Raw genomic sequence first — 16161 nt, forward strand, 5'->3', positions numbered from 1 at the left:
TCCTCTCACGGCATAAACACTATAGTAAATCGTAACATAGAAAAACTTTCCTATCCAATTATAACGCCTGTATTTAATTAATTTGAGTAAACGCTTGGTTTTAATACTCCAACATAAGGAAGATTACGATATTGCTCTTTATAATCTAAGCCATATCCTACAACAAATTCATGAGGAACAGTAAACCCAACATAATCTGCTTTTAGATCGACTTTGCGGCCAGTTGGTTTGTCTAGTAGCGTAACAATCTTTACAGATTTCGCCTTACGATATTTGAATAGGTCCACTAAATAGCTTAATGTAAGACCGCTATCAATAATATCTTCAACGATTAAAATGTCGCGACCTTCTACAGAAGTATCAAGGTCTTTTAAAATTTTCACTTCACCTGTTGAAACTGTAGAATGACCGTAGCTAGAAACAGCCATAAAATCCATTTCAAGATATGTATCTGTTCTTTTTAATAAGTCTGCCATAAATGGCATTGCACCTTTTAATACACCGATTGCAAGAGGTACTGTATTTTTATAATCCTCTGCAATAATTGCACCTAGCTCATGCACCTTTTCTTGTATTTGTTCTTCGGAAATTAATACTTTTTCGATATCTTGATTCATCATTTCATTATCCTCCTGGAAGACTCCTTGCTTTTGTAGTGAATAATAATATATTTATCCTTATTTGCTTTTTCATATGAAATAGCAAATGCAGATTGTTTCAACAACGGAACCCATATAATGTTCCCGCTTGCATCACAAACAATCGGCCACTCTTCCCTTTTTTCTTTTGGTACTTTTGCCTCAATAAAAATAGCTTTTATCTTTTTTGTACCGCTCATACCCTTTATTGACATGCGATCTCCATTTTCCCTAGAGCGTATAAGAAGAGGATATGATATATCATTATACTTAGCAACAAATACTGTTTCATTCATGTTACTCGGTAATTCTTCTTTTACTTCTGCTACAAGTTCATTCCCATTTGCTAATGTAATGGCTCCTGGTATTGATAAAACTTGCGAAAAAGGCAAAGCAATTTCTTGCTCAAATCGGAAACTACACTCTTCATATGTACGAACAATTTTCAAACCAGCAGGAAAATCAAGCGAGCCTGAAGGATGTGTTCGTTTAAAAAATGCAATAACTTTGTCAATATGTATAGAAGAAAGCGAAGATGGAATCTTGTATTCATAAAGATAGTTTAATATTAGTTGAATCCCTCGCCTTTGTAAAGGCATAGACATGGATTCAAAGGCAGGAATTGATAAGACGATATTTTTATTGCTTTTTTTTGTAATTACTTTATTCATCTTTTCAAAAGCTAATTCCTGCAAATACGCCTCATCCTCTTGCATAAGTACACTAAATTTTTGAAATTGCTCATGCACATGAGGATTCTCCTCTTTTAAATACGGTAAAACATGTTTACGTAATCGATTCCTCGTATATACTTCTTTTTCATTACTCGGATCTATACGTGGCGTAATGCCTATCCTCTTACAATACGCATTGATTTCTTTCTTTGTTACTGCTAATAAAGGTCTAATTAAATACCCACTATGGAAAGGGCGCTTCGCAGCAATTCCAGCATACCCCTTTGACGTACTTCCACGGACGAGACGCATTAAAATGGTCTCCACTTGATCATCTCCATGGTGTCCAAGAGCTACATATGACGCTTCATATTTCTTCATTATTCTTTCCAAAAATGCATATCGGCATTCCCTAGCAGCCATCTGTGCATTCATTCCATATTGCTGTTGATATTGCGATACATTAATTCTTATCGTTTCGCAAATAACTCCGATCTCCCGGCAAAGGTTCTCCACAAATTGTAAGTCTTCATAGGATTCATCTCCTCTAAACATATGATCCACATGTGCGACTACAATCTTTAATTTTGCCTCTTTTCTTTTCTCTAACAAATAATATAGCAGAGCTAAAGAATCAGGGCCTCCAGAAACCCCTACAACAATTGTCGAATGTTCCTCTAATACATCATGCCGCTTCGCAAACTCATCTACTTTTTCAACAAATGTATCTTTCAACTTCGCAATCACCTTTCATTCAAACCAAACAATAACATACTTTACCTTGCTTATAATGGTACAACTTTTACAAACTTTGTGCAAAAAAAAGATGTACAAATTTCACATTTTATCTTACATCCCTCTCCTATCTTCACAAGAAAAATAAAGCTACTTTCTTCAATAAGAAAAAGGTCTAGGTATCACCCTAGACCTCATAACTGAGAAAGACCCTACTTCCTTATTGTGCTTGCTTACCCATCATTGGAATCGTAGCCCACTTTGGCATATTCTTCTTTACTTTAGCAACAACAATCGTCATATCATCATTGATATATCCGTCACTAGAACGAATAACCTCTTCCATAATGATATCAGCAATTTCCTGAGGATCGTCTGTTTGGAGTTCTTTAATTTTACGTTTCATCCACAATTCATGATTCTCTACATGCTGTGCCCCTTCAAAAATCCCATCACTCATCATAATTAGAATGTCCTCTGTTTTTAGTTGTTCGCCAACAACATCTACCTCAACATCCTCAATGATTCCCATCGGCAAGTTGCTTGCTTCTATCTTCAAAACGTTACTCCCACGTTTTACAAAGCTTGGGGTTGAACCAATCTTTAAAAATTTAGCACTAGCATCACGTAAATCTACCATGGCTAAATCAAGTGTTGTAAACATTTCTTCTGTCGTTCTGAGCGAAAGAATGGAATTAATAGACTTAATCGCGATTTCTTCATCAATACCAGATTGTAATATTTTTTGTAATAATTTTACAGTTTCCTTACTTTCCATATGCGCCCTTTGTCCATTCCCCATGCCGTCACTAATAGCAAGAGCATACTTACCAACACTCAAGTCCATCATTGCGTACGAATCTCCTGATACAAATCCGCCGCCTTTTGCTGCTGTAGCAAGCCCTGTATCCAGAGAAAATGTTTTCGCCGATCCAAAAGATATCATGCTATGACCATTTGGATAAGCAGAAGGTTCTTCATGTTTCACAACAATATTTTCCTTTAAAATATCCGAAAGCATAGGTGCAACCAACTTTTCACATTCACCATGTTGATTAGATGCTGCTGGAATCATCATTTCAATATCAATGTTCCCTCTATCTAAACAATAGATATCAACATGTTCCACTTCAACACCAAAATCACGAAACGCTTGTAAAATCTGCTCTTCCTGCACCTGGTGATTTTCCCGTTCACGTTGAATTTCTTTTGCAAAATCCTCCATTACCTTTGAGACACCTAATAATTGTTCGGCAACAATTCTACGATTCTCTTTCATTTGTTTCCGTAACTTTTGTCCTTCATAGAAATGACCTAATTCTCCCTCCATTAAATCCGTTACTTTTTTTCCTCTTACGCAGTGCTTTTCCCATTCACGAACTAACTTACGATTATGTTGAAGGGTTCCTTCTTCCGTTTCATTCATAATTTGTTTCATATAATCATACGTTTTATCAAAATTCACTACCCAGCACTGATCTTTTTTGAAACACGACTGACACGTCTTTGCTGTAATCGTACTTAAAAATAAATCAGCTTCTGTTTCCTCATCCTCTTCCTCTACATATCCATATACCGAAAAACTATTAGATAACGCGGAAAACACATTTGCAAATTGATTAATTTTATTAGCTGTCACATCACGCATTCTTCTTAAATATTGTTGTTGATCTTGAGAATGCTCTTGTGTTCCTGGCATAAATTTAGCAAGCCGATCAATAATTATCTTTGGTGTTAGTAAAAAGAATCCTATCGCTACGCCAGATTCTATTAAAGTTGTTATAATATTTACTTGTTTGTCGACATATAAGGTAATTAAACTTGTTCCAATTAACAACCCTAAACTCACACCAAGACGTTTCCCTTCTTTTAATAATCCACCAAGCAGACCCGAAAAAGCCAATAGACTAAGCTGAGATAAACTACCTACATTCGCTAAACTCAATATTAACCCTGTAACAACTCCTACTGTAGAACCCGTAGCCGCCCCTGCAACGAAGGCAAATAACAATACTAAATACCTCGTGAAAATATGTTGTACTGAAGCGTCGTAAATAAACCAATCTGTTGTCCCCGTTAATACAGATGCAAGCAATATAATTAAACAAACGATTTCTTCCGTTTCTAGCGCTTGTTGTTTTCCCTTTCTTTCTGTTAATAATGGTACACTTTGCAAAAAAATCATTGTTAAAACAAAACTCAGCCCTGCTTCAATGGTACTTACGAGCAAGTCATACATAGTGACAGTTTGCTGTGCGAAGAAAACAACAGCGAGATGTGCGGTTAATGCGGAGATAAATACTTGAAACGGTACAAGTCCAACAATTTTACGTGTAAAACGGCTAAAAAAGATATTATAAATGAAGAAAGTAAAAATAGATGCAAAGGCAAAAAGTAGATTGTCTAATGAAACGGAAAGCGCACCACCCATAAGAGCAAGAAATGCGAGCGGCATCTTATCGCGTTTCATCACATAAACAGCAGCAAAAAACGGTAGTGCAAACGGTAAAATATTCGTTAATATATATGCTCGTCCTAAAAGAAAACCGATGACAGCAATAACAAATCCCCATCTAAAGAAAACTTGCTCTAACTTCACTTTCAACTTGCTTGTCCATGTTATCGATCTGAGTTGTCCATCATTCATGGCTAGTGTACTTGTGTTCACAGTATTCCTTCCTGCTTTTGGCATATTTTTAACACCACCTGCATAGTTTAATTACTGTCATTATAAAAGATAATTATTGGGATTTTTGTCAAAACAACAGTTCACACCTACATAATCGTTCGACTTTTTATTCAAAATAAACCTATATATATACAAGTTGCTAAGCTTAAACACCTTAAATAGATGTAAAATTCTGAAAATATAGGGTGTTTTTGTAGAAGCTTTGTTCTTATTTACAATTTCTTAACAAAAAAAGATCATGCACTATGCATGATCTTTTTAGATGACCCGTACGGGATTCGAACCCGTGTTACCGCCGTGAAAGGGCGGTGTCTTAACCACTTGACCAACGGGCCGTTAAAATAAATATAGCGGCGGAGGGGATCGAACCCCCGACCTCACGGGTATGAACCGTACGCTCTAGCCAGCTGAGCTACACCGCCATGTCATCGTATTTAACGGACAATTAGTATCTTATATCAAATTCTTTTTAAAGTCAACACGTTTCAAAGAAAAAAATATTTTTTTTGAAATATACGTATTTACATAAAAAAGCACCCCAAGTGATTTACTCCGGGCGCCTCTCTATATGTTAAGAATAAAACGTTCGTTTTATCCGCGACGAGCGCCACGGCCACCACGTTTAGATTCTGTATTACGCTTCAAAGAAGTTAAACGATCTTCACTGTCTTTTAAAAAGCGTGCCATCTTTTGCTCAAACGTTTCTTTTTGATTGCCGCCATTATCACGGCCACCACGGTTATCTCTGTTAAAAGAACGATTGCGTTGTGGACGTCCACCAGAACGTTGTTGATCTCCACCACGATCTCCACCACGTTGATATTCACCACGTGGACGATCGCCTTCTGGTCTTACACGTTCTTTCGCCTTTTTAATAGATAGGCCAATTTTCCCATCTTTTTCAACATTAATAACTTTTACTTCTACTTGGTCGCCTACTTTTAAGTGTTCGTTAATATCCTTCACATAATTATCAGCAACTTCACTAATATGAACAAGACCCGTTAAGCCTTCTGGCAGCTCGACAAAAGCCCCAAAATTTGTAATACCTGTTACTTTACCCTGTAACTTGCTGCCTACCTCGATTGACATAAAAAAAATGCTCCTCCTTAGTGATTAAAAAGTCAAATTTTACTTTATTATATATAATCCTAAAATATAGTGTCAATAAGACAACACCTACTTAGAAACAGGAAAAATTATCTCCCCTTTTCCAGAGAAGAAATAATCCCTCCTAGCAATCTTTAAAACATACTCTTCATCATTCAACTTTTGAACATCATCTTTTAGTTTTTTTTCTTGCTTTGTTAATGAATCCAATTCTTTTTGCATCTCTTCAATCTTTACTTCTTTTGCCTTAATGGAACCATTTTGCTGATAAAATGTTACACTAATACTCGCAATAATTGTAAAAGCAAAAACAAAAAAAACGGCTAAACGGCGGTATAATCGCCTTCGGTTTTCGTTCTGTTGTATTATATGTTCTTTAACAGAATTTGGATTCTGTTCTTCAATCAATCTTTGCCTCAGTTCCCTCATTTCCGAGGTCCCCCTAACTTCTTTTTTATACGCTCCCAAATGCGAAAAGTATAATTTGTCAATTTTTTCGTATGTTGTAGTAACCCTACATATTTCTTTATAAAAAGTTTAACACGGTTAGGGAGAAGTTTCCATATGAGCAAAGTAAGAAATCGAACAGGCCAGAAAAAAACTTTCCATACAAAAAGTAATATCCATCTGAAACACTTCCATAACACGTTCCCAATTGAAAGTACTATACGAAATAAAAATAATATAAAAGCAATAATAAGCTGCGCTATAATAATAACAGGTTTTATCATAAGTAGGTGTACAATTTTAATAAAAAATTGTATCGTTTGCACAAAAACATAAATGAGAAAATTTAACACTCGCATGTACACTGCTTTCAATAAGCTTTGATATGCCGCAAAACCACAAAGCAAAGCTACAAAGACATATATACGTAATTCAGCTTCATTTACAATTAGCAATACGTAAAAGACAAACAGTGCTTGGACAATCCAAAACAGTATATCATATATAAATACAAGCCAACGATTACGCTGTGATCGCTGCAGGAAGCGTTGGTATGTATCCAATGCCGCGCCAATCCAAGCACCCATTCCAATCATGGAAAGCATTGTATACAGTTGAATTGTTAAACTCATTTAAATAACTTACTAAAGAACCCTTTAGCTTTCTCCCCTTGATTCTCATCGATGTACAGCATCTCATTAATTTTCCCTTTAATAGATACAATACCTTTTTCTACATCCAAATTTTTCATCTGTAAATTTTGACCGCGAATCGTTAAAAAACCCATTACAGTTTCTAGCAAAAATTCTTCACTATCAAAACTCTCTACTTGTTTGACACCCGTAATATCTATCACACGTCTACCACGCATAATAATATCATGCTCTACAGAAACATTCTGTTGGTTAGAAGGTATAGTTGAATAACCCTTATTCACGTCAATCCCCCCATAGCTTTATACGATCTAGTAAATAATGTATGAGAGGAAAAAATAATTTAGAACAAGCCTTCTTCTGCTTTCACTTTCTCTTCGCGAACTATTGTATACATGTTAGCTGCATCTTCTTTTTTCGTTGTTTCTTTTAATTCGTTTACTTTTACAGTTACTACTTTTTGTCCAAAACGGATTGTTAGTTCATCATCTACTTTTACATCAGAACTTGCCTTTGCAGCTTGCCCATTAATCGCAATCCTTCCTTGATCCGCTACTTCTTTTGCCAAGGTTCTTCTTTTAATTAGACGCGATACTTTCAAAAATTTATCTAAGCGCATCTCATTCTCCCCCTTATTGATTCTCTATCTGTTTTGCTTCTTCCCATAAAGCGTCCATTTGCTCTAACGTTAACTCTTGTATTTCCTTATCCATTTCAGCTACTTTCGCTTCCATATAAATAAAACGGCTCATGAATTTTTCGTTCGTTGTATGGAGTGCCTCTTCTGGATTCAATTTATAGTAACGAGCAATATTAACGAAGGCGAATAGCAAATCTCCAAATTCACCTAACATTTTTTCTTTATCCAGCTGTTCAACCTCTTGCTGGAACTCTTTCAATTCTTCAAAAACTTTCTCCATCATCGGCTGTACATCATCCCAATCAAAGCCAACCGTTCCGGCCTTTTTCTGGATTTCGTACGCACGTAGTAATTGCGGTAGGCTTTTAGGAATACCTGTTAAAATAGATTCCCTTACATGTCCCTTTTCTTGTTTTTTGATTTCCTCCCAATTTGAAACAACTTCTTCCGCATTCTCCACATCTGTATCTCCGAATACATGCGGGTGACGACGTACCATTTTCTCAGATAGCGTTCGGATAATATCGTCAACCGAGAACCAACCCTCATCTTCTCCAATTTGAGCATGAAGCATAACTTGTAATAACACATCACCAAGCTCTTCAACTAAGTGATCATCATCTTCTTCATCAATTGCTTCTAACACTTCATATGCCTCTTCGATTAAATATTTCTTTAACGAGTGATGGGTTTGTTTTTTATCCCATGGGCAACCATTCGGTCCACGGAGCTCAGCAATGATTTCCCTTAGCACATCAAATTGTTGATATAAAGAAGCACGATCAGCAACAGGTGGGATGTACACGCTCGTTAAGTTATTCAACTCTGTTTCATGATCTAACAAATAGAGTGGCACTTTTTTCACTTGCTCAAACGATGTGCCTGCAGCCGTTACAATGTACACTTCATATTCATCGGGTAACATTTCCATTAACGTCAGCTTCACTTCAGATGCTACGAACGCATCATATACTTGGCAAAAAATTAAATGTTGGCGTAATTCTAATTGACCACGTTCAAATGAAGTCGCATCAATAAGCTGAAACCCTTCAATTGGATCAATCTTCAAACTCGCAAACATTGGGTCTAAAAAGCTTTGTCCACCTTCAATTCGCACCTCAATTTGCTTTTCTTTTCCTTTTTGCAATAGCAGTTGAACAGTTCGTTCTGCAACAAGTGGATGACCCGGTACAGCGTATATAATATCTTTATCTTGCGCTTTTTCTATTAACGTATTTGCAATTGTTTCATATACAACCTCAAATGTATCATGTGCCTCATATACATCATCAAAAGATGTATACTTTATTCCCTCTTTTTCTAACTCTCCAATAACAGGGTGCTCTTTCGTACGCACGTACATATAATCTGCTTCTTTTATCTTTCGATACACTCCCATTGTCAGCTGATCTAATTCACCAGCACCTAATCCTAAAATCGTGATTACTCCACTCACAACCAGTCACCTCTATCCACTCTTCTTCAATGAAGCTTGTACCTTTTCTCGCTTCATAACAGTTCCTAACTCTTTCTTTGTAAAAACATCTAATTTCATAATTAAAAATAGATATACCAACCCGCCAATCGCCACACCTAGTAACGCCTCAATTGTAGCTAATCCTCTATATCCTTCATCACTTGCTAGTCCAAACCCTTCATAAATCCGCATAAATAACATTAATATAATGACCATTCCTAACCCGCTGATCATTACATTAAATATACCTTGTTTATGAATGAGTGGTTCTTCTACAATTCGAATAAGAAAGGCACTATTTAATAAAGCGATAACCATGAGCGAAATTACTGTCGCAACCGCTGCCCCAGTTACACCAAATTGCGGCATTAACATATAATTGAGCAATAATTTTAAACACGCTCCAAATGCAACAACCAATGCCGGCTTCGCTGTTTGGCCAAGCCCTTGCAAAATGGAAGCTGTTGTAATAGATAAGGAACTAAATAAAATAGAAACAGCTAAAATCGCTAATACATCTGAACCCTCACTATTTTCAAACAACATCGTATTTGCCGGTTTAATAATACACGCTAATCCTAATGCAGCCGCCATCCCAATTACAAAAGTTATCTTCATCGCTAATTGCACCTTTTGTTGGATAAACAGATGATCTCCTCTTTCTTTTGCTGCCGTAATAATCGGAATAAGTGAAAGTGAAAACGAGGTCGTCACAACTGTTCCAAGCTGCATAAGAGGAATGCTTCTGTCATACACGCCTTTTAATACTTTTGCCATTTCTGCTGGTTCTCCCGCTTGCATAAGCAGCGTGTAAAATGACATTGAGTCGGCCATTTGTATAAAAATTAAAACTAAATTACTAACGCAAATAGCTATTCCCTGCCAAAAAAGAATACGAATCATCTTTTTTTTATTTCGAATTCCCTTCCATCTTCGCCAGAAAATCGAACGGACATCATGTCGCATATAAAATAAAAGCACAATGATACCGATGCATCCACCTGCAATTGACCCTAACATCGCACCCGCACCAACTGTATATAAATCAAAATTGTACGCTATAAGAAACAGCGATAAAAACACAATAATAGACACACGAATTGTTTGTTCAATTACTTGTGATACAGCTGTTGGCATCATATTGTTAAACCCTTGAAAGTATCCTCTTGCAACAGATAAAAAAGGCATTAGCAAAAACGAAAATGAAATAACTTTTAGCAACTTATCTAAATTTGCATCGCCCATGACTGATGCAATTGTGTGAGCACCAAAGAACAATGTAAAAAATCCAATGCAACCAATACCTAACAAAAACCAAAAGGAAACACAAATAATTTCTTCTGCCTCTTTCGGTTTTCCTTGTTCCAAACGCTCGGCTACCATTTTAGAAATAATAATGGGAAAACCATAAGTAGCTAAGGTTAAACACAATCCATAAAACGGGTAAATCTGTTGATATATATAAAATCCAATATCCCCCGCTATATTTTGATATGGAATACGGTAAAATGCGCTTAATACTTTCGTAACAAAGCTTGCAATTGTTAATATAATAGCCCCGCGCCAAAAAGCTTGATACTTCTTCGCTTCCATACGAGAAAACTCCTTTTCCTATTCTCATCCCTCGTATTATATCACAAAGAAAAAAACAGGCTCCTTTTTAGATTTACCCCGTATTAACGGGCAGTAAGACTATCACCTCAAAATTCAGTAAAAACAAAGAAGGCAGGCCGTGAGTCAACTATCCGTTAAAGACCGATTCTTTCGACTAACAATCAAAGCGGGATCCAACGGCTGATTAAAGTGTCACTTTATACAATAAAAAAGGTAGCAAAACGCTACCTTTTCATGAAATATAACCTTTCCGAAAAAACATTATAATTAAGAAAAATTACTGCTCCATTTGTTTTGCTAAAAAGCTTGCAGCAGTATTTACTGCCTTATGCTCTACTTCACTAATAATTTCTTCTTTTGAAAAGATGATAACAGCTCCAATTGGATCTCCATTTGCAACGATTGGACCAACTGTATAAGAACTAACCTTTTCCGTCACACCATCGATAATCGAAATTTCACTTTCATCTGTCATAACAACAGATTTTCGATCTTCCATCGTTTTTTCGATTAACTCACCAACACTTTTATTTAAGTATTCTTTTTTAGATACCCCTGATACAGCGATAATAGAATCGCGATCACACACGAGTACGTTATGTCCTAAACTATCGTATAAAGCATCTGCATATTCTTTTGCAAAATCACCTAATTCACTAATTGGAGAATATTTCTTCAAAATCACTTCTCCATCGCGATCAACAAAAATTTCGAGTGGATCTCCTTCTCGAATACGAAGAGTCCTACGAATTTCTTTCGGAATTACCACCCTACCTAAATCATCAATTCGACGTACGATTCCAGTTGCTTTCATTCTAATGCTGCCTCACTTTCTACTGATGATGAAAGTGGTGAATTTACCTGTTCATGTAAAAATCACCAACTGTTAGACATAGTATTTTACACATTAGTTCTTCTATGCACGTCGAATTGCATTTTTTATTTTGTTTTAGGCATTTATTACTTCTTTTTTTACGTCAGGTAAGCCTTTTAATAAATTTTCGGCGATCGTTAACCATTTCGATGTCTCTAATCCATTTGTTTTCATCACAATTTTCAAACGAGAACCTTCCATACCAAGACCAATCATGCGACCAAAACTATTACCAAGCATGAATAATTTTCCACCATCAATATTTTGACTCGCTTGCTCTGAGAATAAAAATGTTACTTCAAATTTTGTTTGTTTAATTAACTCGATCTGTTCTTTCATTGCTAACACTTTAATATTTGCAATTTGTAATAGATATCCAACTTCTTGCGGATAATCCCCGAAACGATCAATCATTTCTTCTTGTAATTCCTCAATATCTTCAATCGTAGAGACCCCTCTAAATTGTTTGTACATCATAATTTTTTGTTTACTATCTGAAATATACGCATCTGGCAAGTATGCATCTACTTCCAAATCAATTTCAACATCAATCGTATTTTCAATTCCCTCTGTCCCTTTACGCTGTTCAATCGCATCTTTTAACATTTGAGAATATAGATCAAATCCGACAGAATCAATAAACCCATGTTGCTCAGCTCCTAGCAAGTTACCGGCACCACGAATAGATAAATCTCTCATCGCGATTTTAAACCCTGACCCGAGCTCTGTGAATTCTTTAATTGCTTGTAAACGCTTCTCAGCAACCTCCGATAACACTTTATCACGTTTATACGCAAAGTATGCATAAGCAACACGGTTTGAACGACCAACACGTCCACGAAGCTGATAAAGCTGGGATAATCCCATGCGATCCGCATCAAATACAATCAATGTATTAACATTCGGAATATCAACACCTGTTTCAATAATCGTTGTGCTTACGAGAACATCATGTTGCCCATCTAAAAATGACAGCATGACAGATTCTAATTCACCTTCATTCATTTTCCCATGTGCATACGTCACACGCGCCTCTGGGACTAACATAGAGATTTCATCTGCTTTTCTTTCAATATCTTCAACGCGGTTATATAGGAAATAAATTTGACCGCCCCTTGCAAGTTCACGCTCTATCGCTTCTCGAATTAAGCCTGGATTATACTCAACTACATATGTTTGTACCGGAAAACGATTTTCTGGCGGCGTCTCAATAACAGATAAGTCTCGTACACCGAGCATAGACATATGAAGCGTACGAGGAATTGGCGTTGCTGTTAATGTTAACACGTCAACATTTGCTTTCAATTGTTTAATCTTCTCTTTATGTGTAACACCAAATCGTTGTTCTTCATCGATAATGAGTAAACCTAAATCTTTATAAGTTACATCTTTAGATAAAATACGATGTGTTCCAATAACAACATCAACTGTCCCATCTTTTAAACCTTTAATTGTTTCATTTTGCTGTTTTCTAGTACGGAATCTACTTAACAATCCAATATTAATTGGATAGTCTTGAAAACGCTCTCGAATCGTTTCATAGTGTTGTTGTGCAAGAATCGTTGTCGGTACTAAAATTGCAACTTGCTTTTCATCCATAATTGCTTTAAATGCCGCCCGAATCGCAACTTCTGTTTTTCCATATCCAACATCACCACATAAAAGTCGATCCATCGGACGTCCACGTTCCATATCTTTTTTAATTTCTTCAATAGAACGCAGCTGATCTTCTGTCTCTTGATACGGGAAAGATGATTCAAATTCTTGTTGCTCTGCAGTGTCCGGCGTATAAGCATATCCTTTTGAAGCCTCACGCTCTGCATACAACTTAATTAAGTCATCCGCAATATCTTGTACAGATTTCTCTACCTTTGTTTTGACCTTCTTCCAATCGTTTCCGCCCAATTTGTAAACTTTCGGATCTTTACCTTCTGATCCTACATATTTTTGCACTTGGTCAATTTGTTCGATTGGCACATATAACTTATCGTTACCTTGATATTTAATGTTTAAATAATCTTTATGAACGCCATTAATTTCTAGTGTTTCAATTCCCAAAAACTTACCAATACCATGATTAACATGAACAACATAGTCTCCAACTTTTAACTCTGAATAGCTTTTAATACGTTCTGCATTCGATAACTTTTGTTTGCGCTGTGATTTTTTTACTTTCTTATGGAACAACTCTTTTTCCGTAATCACAACAAGCTTTTGCATCGGCATCTCAAATCCTGCGTGTAAATCACCTACAGCAATTTGAAGGCGTCCAGGAAGCAATATATCTGTGGATTCTATAATGTCTGCTTCAATATCATAATCACTTAAAATATATTGTAATTTTTTTGCGCGTTCTTCATCCGTTCCTAATACAACTGTCGTGAAATTCCCTTCAGTCCATCTATCAATTTCTGTTTTTAACAGCTGCATCTGTCCATGAAAATCTTGCATCGTTTTACACGTCACATTAACAATATTTTGCGGATGCGTATGCGCAATATGACGTAAAAATAATGTTAAATATACAAAGCTTCTTTTTTTATGATGTAGAAATTCTTCAAATTGGTGCGAGAATACTAAATCTTGAATAATTGCCCCGTCACTTAAAAGCGATGTATACCATTCCGCTTCTTCTGTCTCAAGGTGTGCTGCCGTTTCTTGAATACGTGAAATTTCGTCTAAAATAACAACACCATTCTCAGGTAAATAATCTATTAGACTAGCATGCTCCTTGTAAAAGATAGATAAATATTTAAACATTTGTTCTATTGTCTGTCCGTTTTTCAATACTTCTATCTCATGACTAACCGTTTCAAGTACTGCTGTCTTGATTTTATCATCAGAGAGCCTCTGCATCGTCTTCATTAAACCCTCTTCAAGACGCTCTACCCCTAATTTCAATTCCTCATTTGAAAATAAAAATTCCGTCGCAGGACCGAACCTCACGCTGTCTTTTTTGTCTTGTGAGCGTTGTTCCCCTACATCAAATAAACGAATAGAATCTACTTCCGTATCAAAGAATTCTATACGAAACGGTAATTCTTCAGTTAGCGGATAAATATCTAATATGCCCCCACGCAAACTGAATTCCCCAGGGGCTTCTACCATTGATTTACGTTCATATCCAATATGGTGTAATGTATGGAGCAATGCCTCTAAATCAATCTCTTGCCCTAGACTGATTTCGATTTGTTTTTGCTTCCATAATTCCTTAATTGGTAAAAACCTACGTAATCCAGCAACTGGAACAACAATGATCCCCTGCTCTCCCATCGCTAAACGATTTAATACTTCAATACGTTGCGCTTTTAGTTCTGGACTTGCGACTCCTATTTCCGACGCAATTAATTCATTAACAGGATATAACCATACATCCTGTTCACCAAGTAAAGAGACCAAATCCTCATATACTTTCTGCGCTTGAAATAAGTTATGTGTAACAACAAGCTGTGACTGCTTTGTCTTTTTATATAAAGCAGCCATTAATAAAGAACGAGAAGAGGTTGCCATACCAGATACAAGCTGTTCCTTCAACCCTTCTTCTAGCCCATTAATAATGGATTGTATTTCCTTATTTTTATAAAATTGCTCTAATAACCCTATCATTTTCAAGACCCCTCTCAACATAAAAGAGCAAGTTAATCTATTTTTATGCAAATATTTTTGGAAAAGAAAACAGAAAAATGCTTTGGACACGCCAAAGCGACAACATTTTATTGCAAAAACTTTTCATACTCATAATACTCCGGATAAGATGAGAGCGTTTCTTGGCATGACTCACAGATTGTTTTTATATATATATTTCCATTTTCATGAAAATGAATCATATCCAATCGTTCTTGCTCTGTTAGTTGAAGTAAAACTGTGCTGTGTACCTTTTCTGCGGTAATGGAACCTACGTTATCTCCACAATGTCTACAGTAATAATGTCCTTCCATACTATCCTCCTAAGTGTACAAGTACTACTAGTATGGATAAAAACATCATAAAATATTCCAAATGAAAACATTAACCATTAAAAGTATTCATGATTTGAAGAAATGGCTTCTTTAACCACTCTTCACATGCATCCGCAGCTTTTTCAATGGATGCATTTACCTCTGGCAACTCTTCTGCTGTGAAACGCCCTAATACATAATCCACTACCTTCATACCGTTTTTCGGGCGATCAACTCCCATACGAATACGTTGGAATTCTTGTGTTCCTAAATGAGAAATTGTCGATTTCACACCATTATGACCGCCTGCACTACCTTTCATACGAAGGCGCAATTTACCTACTGGAATATCTAAATCATCATACATGACAACAAAATCTTCTACATCGATTTTATAATAATCCATAAGCGGACGGATACTTTCTCCGGATAAATTCATATACGTAAGCGGCTTTAATAAAATTACTTTTTCACCATTAACAAAACCTGAACCGTACATACCTTTAAACTTTTGTTCATTTAAAGAAATACCCCATCGTTTCGCAAGCTCATCAATTCCCATAAACCCAATATTATGCCTTGTTAATTCATATTCTCTACCTGGGTTCCCAAGTCCTACTATTAATTTCATTCTTGTACCACTACTTTCTTTTTACGATACGAAAAGACGTA

At 36.1% G+C, this 16161-nt stretch carries 14 protein-coding genes and 2 tRNA genes; all 16 read right to left on the reverse strand.

The window, feature by feature from the left end:
• Positions 1-77 precede the first annotated feature (77 nt).
• A complete protein-coding gene (gene hpt, locus CN373_RS21415; RefSeq protein ID WP_000981837.1) occupies positions 78-620 on the reverse strand; it encodes a hypoxanthine phosphoribosyltransferase in 543 nt (180 codons plus the stop codon).
• Positions 617-2047, reverse strand: a complete 1431-nt coding sequence (tilS, locus tag CN373_RS21420) for a tRNA lysidine(34) synthetase TilS (protein WP_000655477.1) — start codon at positions 2045-2047, stop codon at positions 617-619. Before tilS ends, hpt begins: the two co-directional genes overlap by 4 nt.
• A gap of 220 nt (positions 2048-2267) precedes the next feature.
• Entirely contained in the window at positions 2268-4739 is a 2472-nt protein-coding gene (spoIIE, locus tag CN373_RS21425; protein ID WP_001123559.1) for a stage II sporulation protein E, read from the reverse strand.
• Between the two features lie 260 nt (positions 4740-4999).
• Positions 5000-5071, reverse strand: a tRNA-Glu gene (locus CN373_RS21430).
• 13 nt (positions 5072-5084) lie between these two features.
• A tRNA-Met gene (locus CN373_RS21435) sits at positions 5085-5158 on the reverse strand.
• A gap of 169 nt (positions 5159-5327) precedes the next feature.
• Positions 5328-5828 (reverse strand): S1 domain-containing RNA-binding protein, encoded by a 501-nt coding sequence (locus tag CN373_RS21440; RefSeq protein WP_000021455.1) that lies wholly within the window; start codon positions 5826-5828, stop codon positions 5328-5330.
• An 87-nt stretch (positions 5829-5915) separates the two neighbouring features.
• A complete protein-coding gene (gene divIC, locus CN373_RS21445) occupies positions 5916-6275 on the reverse strand; it encodes a cell division protein DivIC (protein ID WP_098360117.1) in 360 nt (119 codons plus the stop codon).
• On the reverse strand, positions 6272-6925 hold the full coding sequence (gene yabQ / locus CN373_RS21450) for a spore cortex biosynthesis protein YabQ (RefSeq protein WP_098360118.1): 654 nt from the start codon (positions 6923-6925) through the stop codon (positions 6272-6274). Before yabQ ends, divIC begins: the two co-directional genes overlap by 4 nt.
• Positions 6922-7230, reverse strand: coding sequence for a sporulation protein YabP (gene yabP, locus CN373_RS21455; RefSeq protein WP_001032660.1), 309 nt, complete (start codon positions 7228-7230; stop codon positions 6922-6924). Before yabP ends, yabQ begins: the two co-directional genes overlap by 4 nt.
• 59 nt (positions 7231-7289) lie before the next feature.
• A complete protein-coding gene (locus CN373_RS21460; RefSeq protein WP_001234874.1) occupies positions 7290-7565 on the reverse strand; it encodes an RNA-binding S4 domain-containing protein in 276 nt (91 codons plus the stop codon).
• Between the two features lie 13 nt (positions 7566-7578).
• On the reverse strand, positions 7579-9042 hold the full coding sequence (gene mazG, locus CN373_RS21465; RefSeq protein WP_000017227.1) for a nucleoside triphosphate pyrophosphohydrolase: 1464 nt from the start codon (positions 9040-9042) through the stop codon (positions 7579-7581).
• 12 nt (positions 9043-9054) lie between these two features.
• Positions 9055-10656, reverse strand: a complete 1602-nt coding sequence (locus tag CN373_RS21470) for a putative polysaccharide biosynthesis protein (RefSeq protein WP_000387597.1) — start codon at positions 10654-10656, stop codon at positions 9055-9057.
• Between the two features lie 298 nt (positions 10657-10954).
• Positions 10955-11491, reverse strand: a complete 537-nt coding sequence (gene spoVT / locus CN373_RS21475) for a stage V sporulation protein T (RefSeq protein ID WP_000648304.1) — start codon at positions 11489-11491, stop codon at positions 10955-10957.
• A 135-nt stretch (positions 11492-11626) separates the two neighbouring features.
• Positions 11627-15157 carry a transcription-repair coupling factor gene (mfd, locus tag CN373_RS21480; protein ID WP_000579720.1) on the reverse strand — a complete coding sequence of 1177 codons (3531 nt, stop codon included), beginning with the start codon at positions 15155-15157 and terminating at the stop codon, positions 11627-11629.
• A 107-nt stretch (positions 15158-15264) separates the two neighbouring features.
• The gene (locus CN373_RS21485; RefSeq protein WP_000398471.1) at positions 15265-15489 is read right to left on the reverse strand and encodes an anti-sigma-F factor Fin family protein; all 225 of its coding nucleotides are present in this window, start codon (positions 15487-15489) and stop codon (positions 15265-15267) included.
• 70 nt (positions 15490-15559) lie between these two features.
• A complete protein-coding gene (pth, locus tag CN373_RS21490; protein ID WP_000767703.1) occupies positions 15560-16120 on the reverse strand; it encodes an aminoacyl-tRNA hydrolase in 561 nt (186 codons plus the stop codon).
• Between the last annotated feature and the right edge of the window lie 41 nt (positions 16121-16161).

This window comes from Bacillus cereus, assembly GCF_002561295.1.
Lineage (GTDB): Bacteria > Bacillota > Bacilli > Bacillales > Bacillaceae_G > Bacillus_A > Bacillus_A cereus_S.

What these genes read in the sequence shown, in the direction of transcription:
- hpt (WP_000981837.1), bottom strand. Translation starts at nt 620, where the DNA reads ATGATGAATCAAGATATCGAAAAAGTATTAATTTCCGAAGAACAAATA.
- CN373_RS21460 (WP_001234874.1), bottom strand. Translation starts at nt 7,565, where the DNA reads ATGCGCTTAGATAAATTTTTGAAAGTATCGCGTCTAATTAAAAGAAGA.
- yabQ (WP_098360118.1), bottom strand. Translation starts at nt 6,925, where the DNA reads ATGAGTTTAACAATTCAACTGTATACAATGCTTTCCATGATTGGAATG.
- CN373_RS21470 (WP_000387597.1), bottom strand. Translation starts at nt 10,656, where the DNA reads ATGGAAGCGAAGAAGTATCAAGCTTTTTGGCGCGGGGCTATTATATTA.
- mfd (WP_000579720.1), bottom strand. Translation starts at nt 15,157, where the DNA reads ATGATAGGGTTATTAGAGCAATTTTATAAAAATAAGGAAATACAATCC.
- spoIIE (WP_001123559.1), bottom strand. Translation starts at nt 4,739, where the DNA reads ATGCCAAAAGCAGGAAGGAATACTGTGAACACAAGTACACTAGCCATG.
- CN373_RS21485 (WP_000398471.1), bottom strand. Translation starts at nt 15,489, where the DNA reads ATGGAAGGACATTATTACTGTAGACATTGTGGAGATAACGTAGGTTCC.
- pth (WP_000767703.1), bottom strand. Translation starts at nt 16,120, where the DNA reads ATGAAATTAATAGTAGGACTTGGGAACCCAGGTAGAGAATATGAATTA.
- spoVT (WP_000648304.1), bottom strand. Translation starts at nt 11,491, where the DNA reads ATGAAAGCAACTGGAATCGTACGTCGAATTGATGATTTAGGTAGGGTG.
- CN373_RS21440 (WP_000021455.1), bottom strand. Translation starts at nt 5,828, where the DNA reads ATGTCAATCGAGGTAGGCAGCAAGTTACAGGGTAAAGTAACAGGTATT.
- divIC (WP_098360117.1), bottom strand. Translation starts at nt 6,275, where the DNA reads ATGAGGGAACTGAGGCAAAGATTGATTGAAGAACAGAATCCAAATTCT.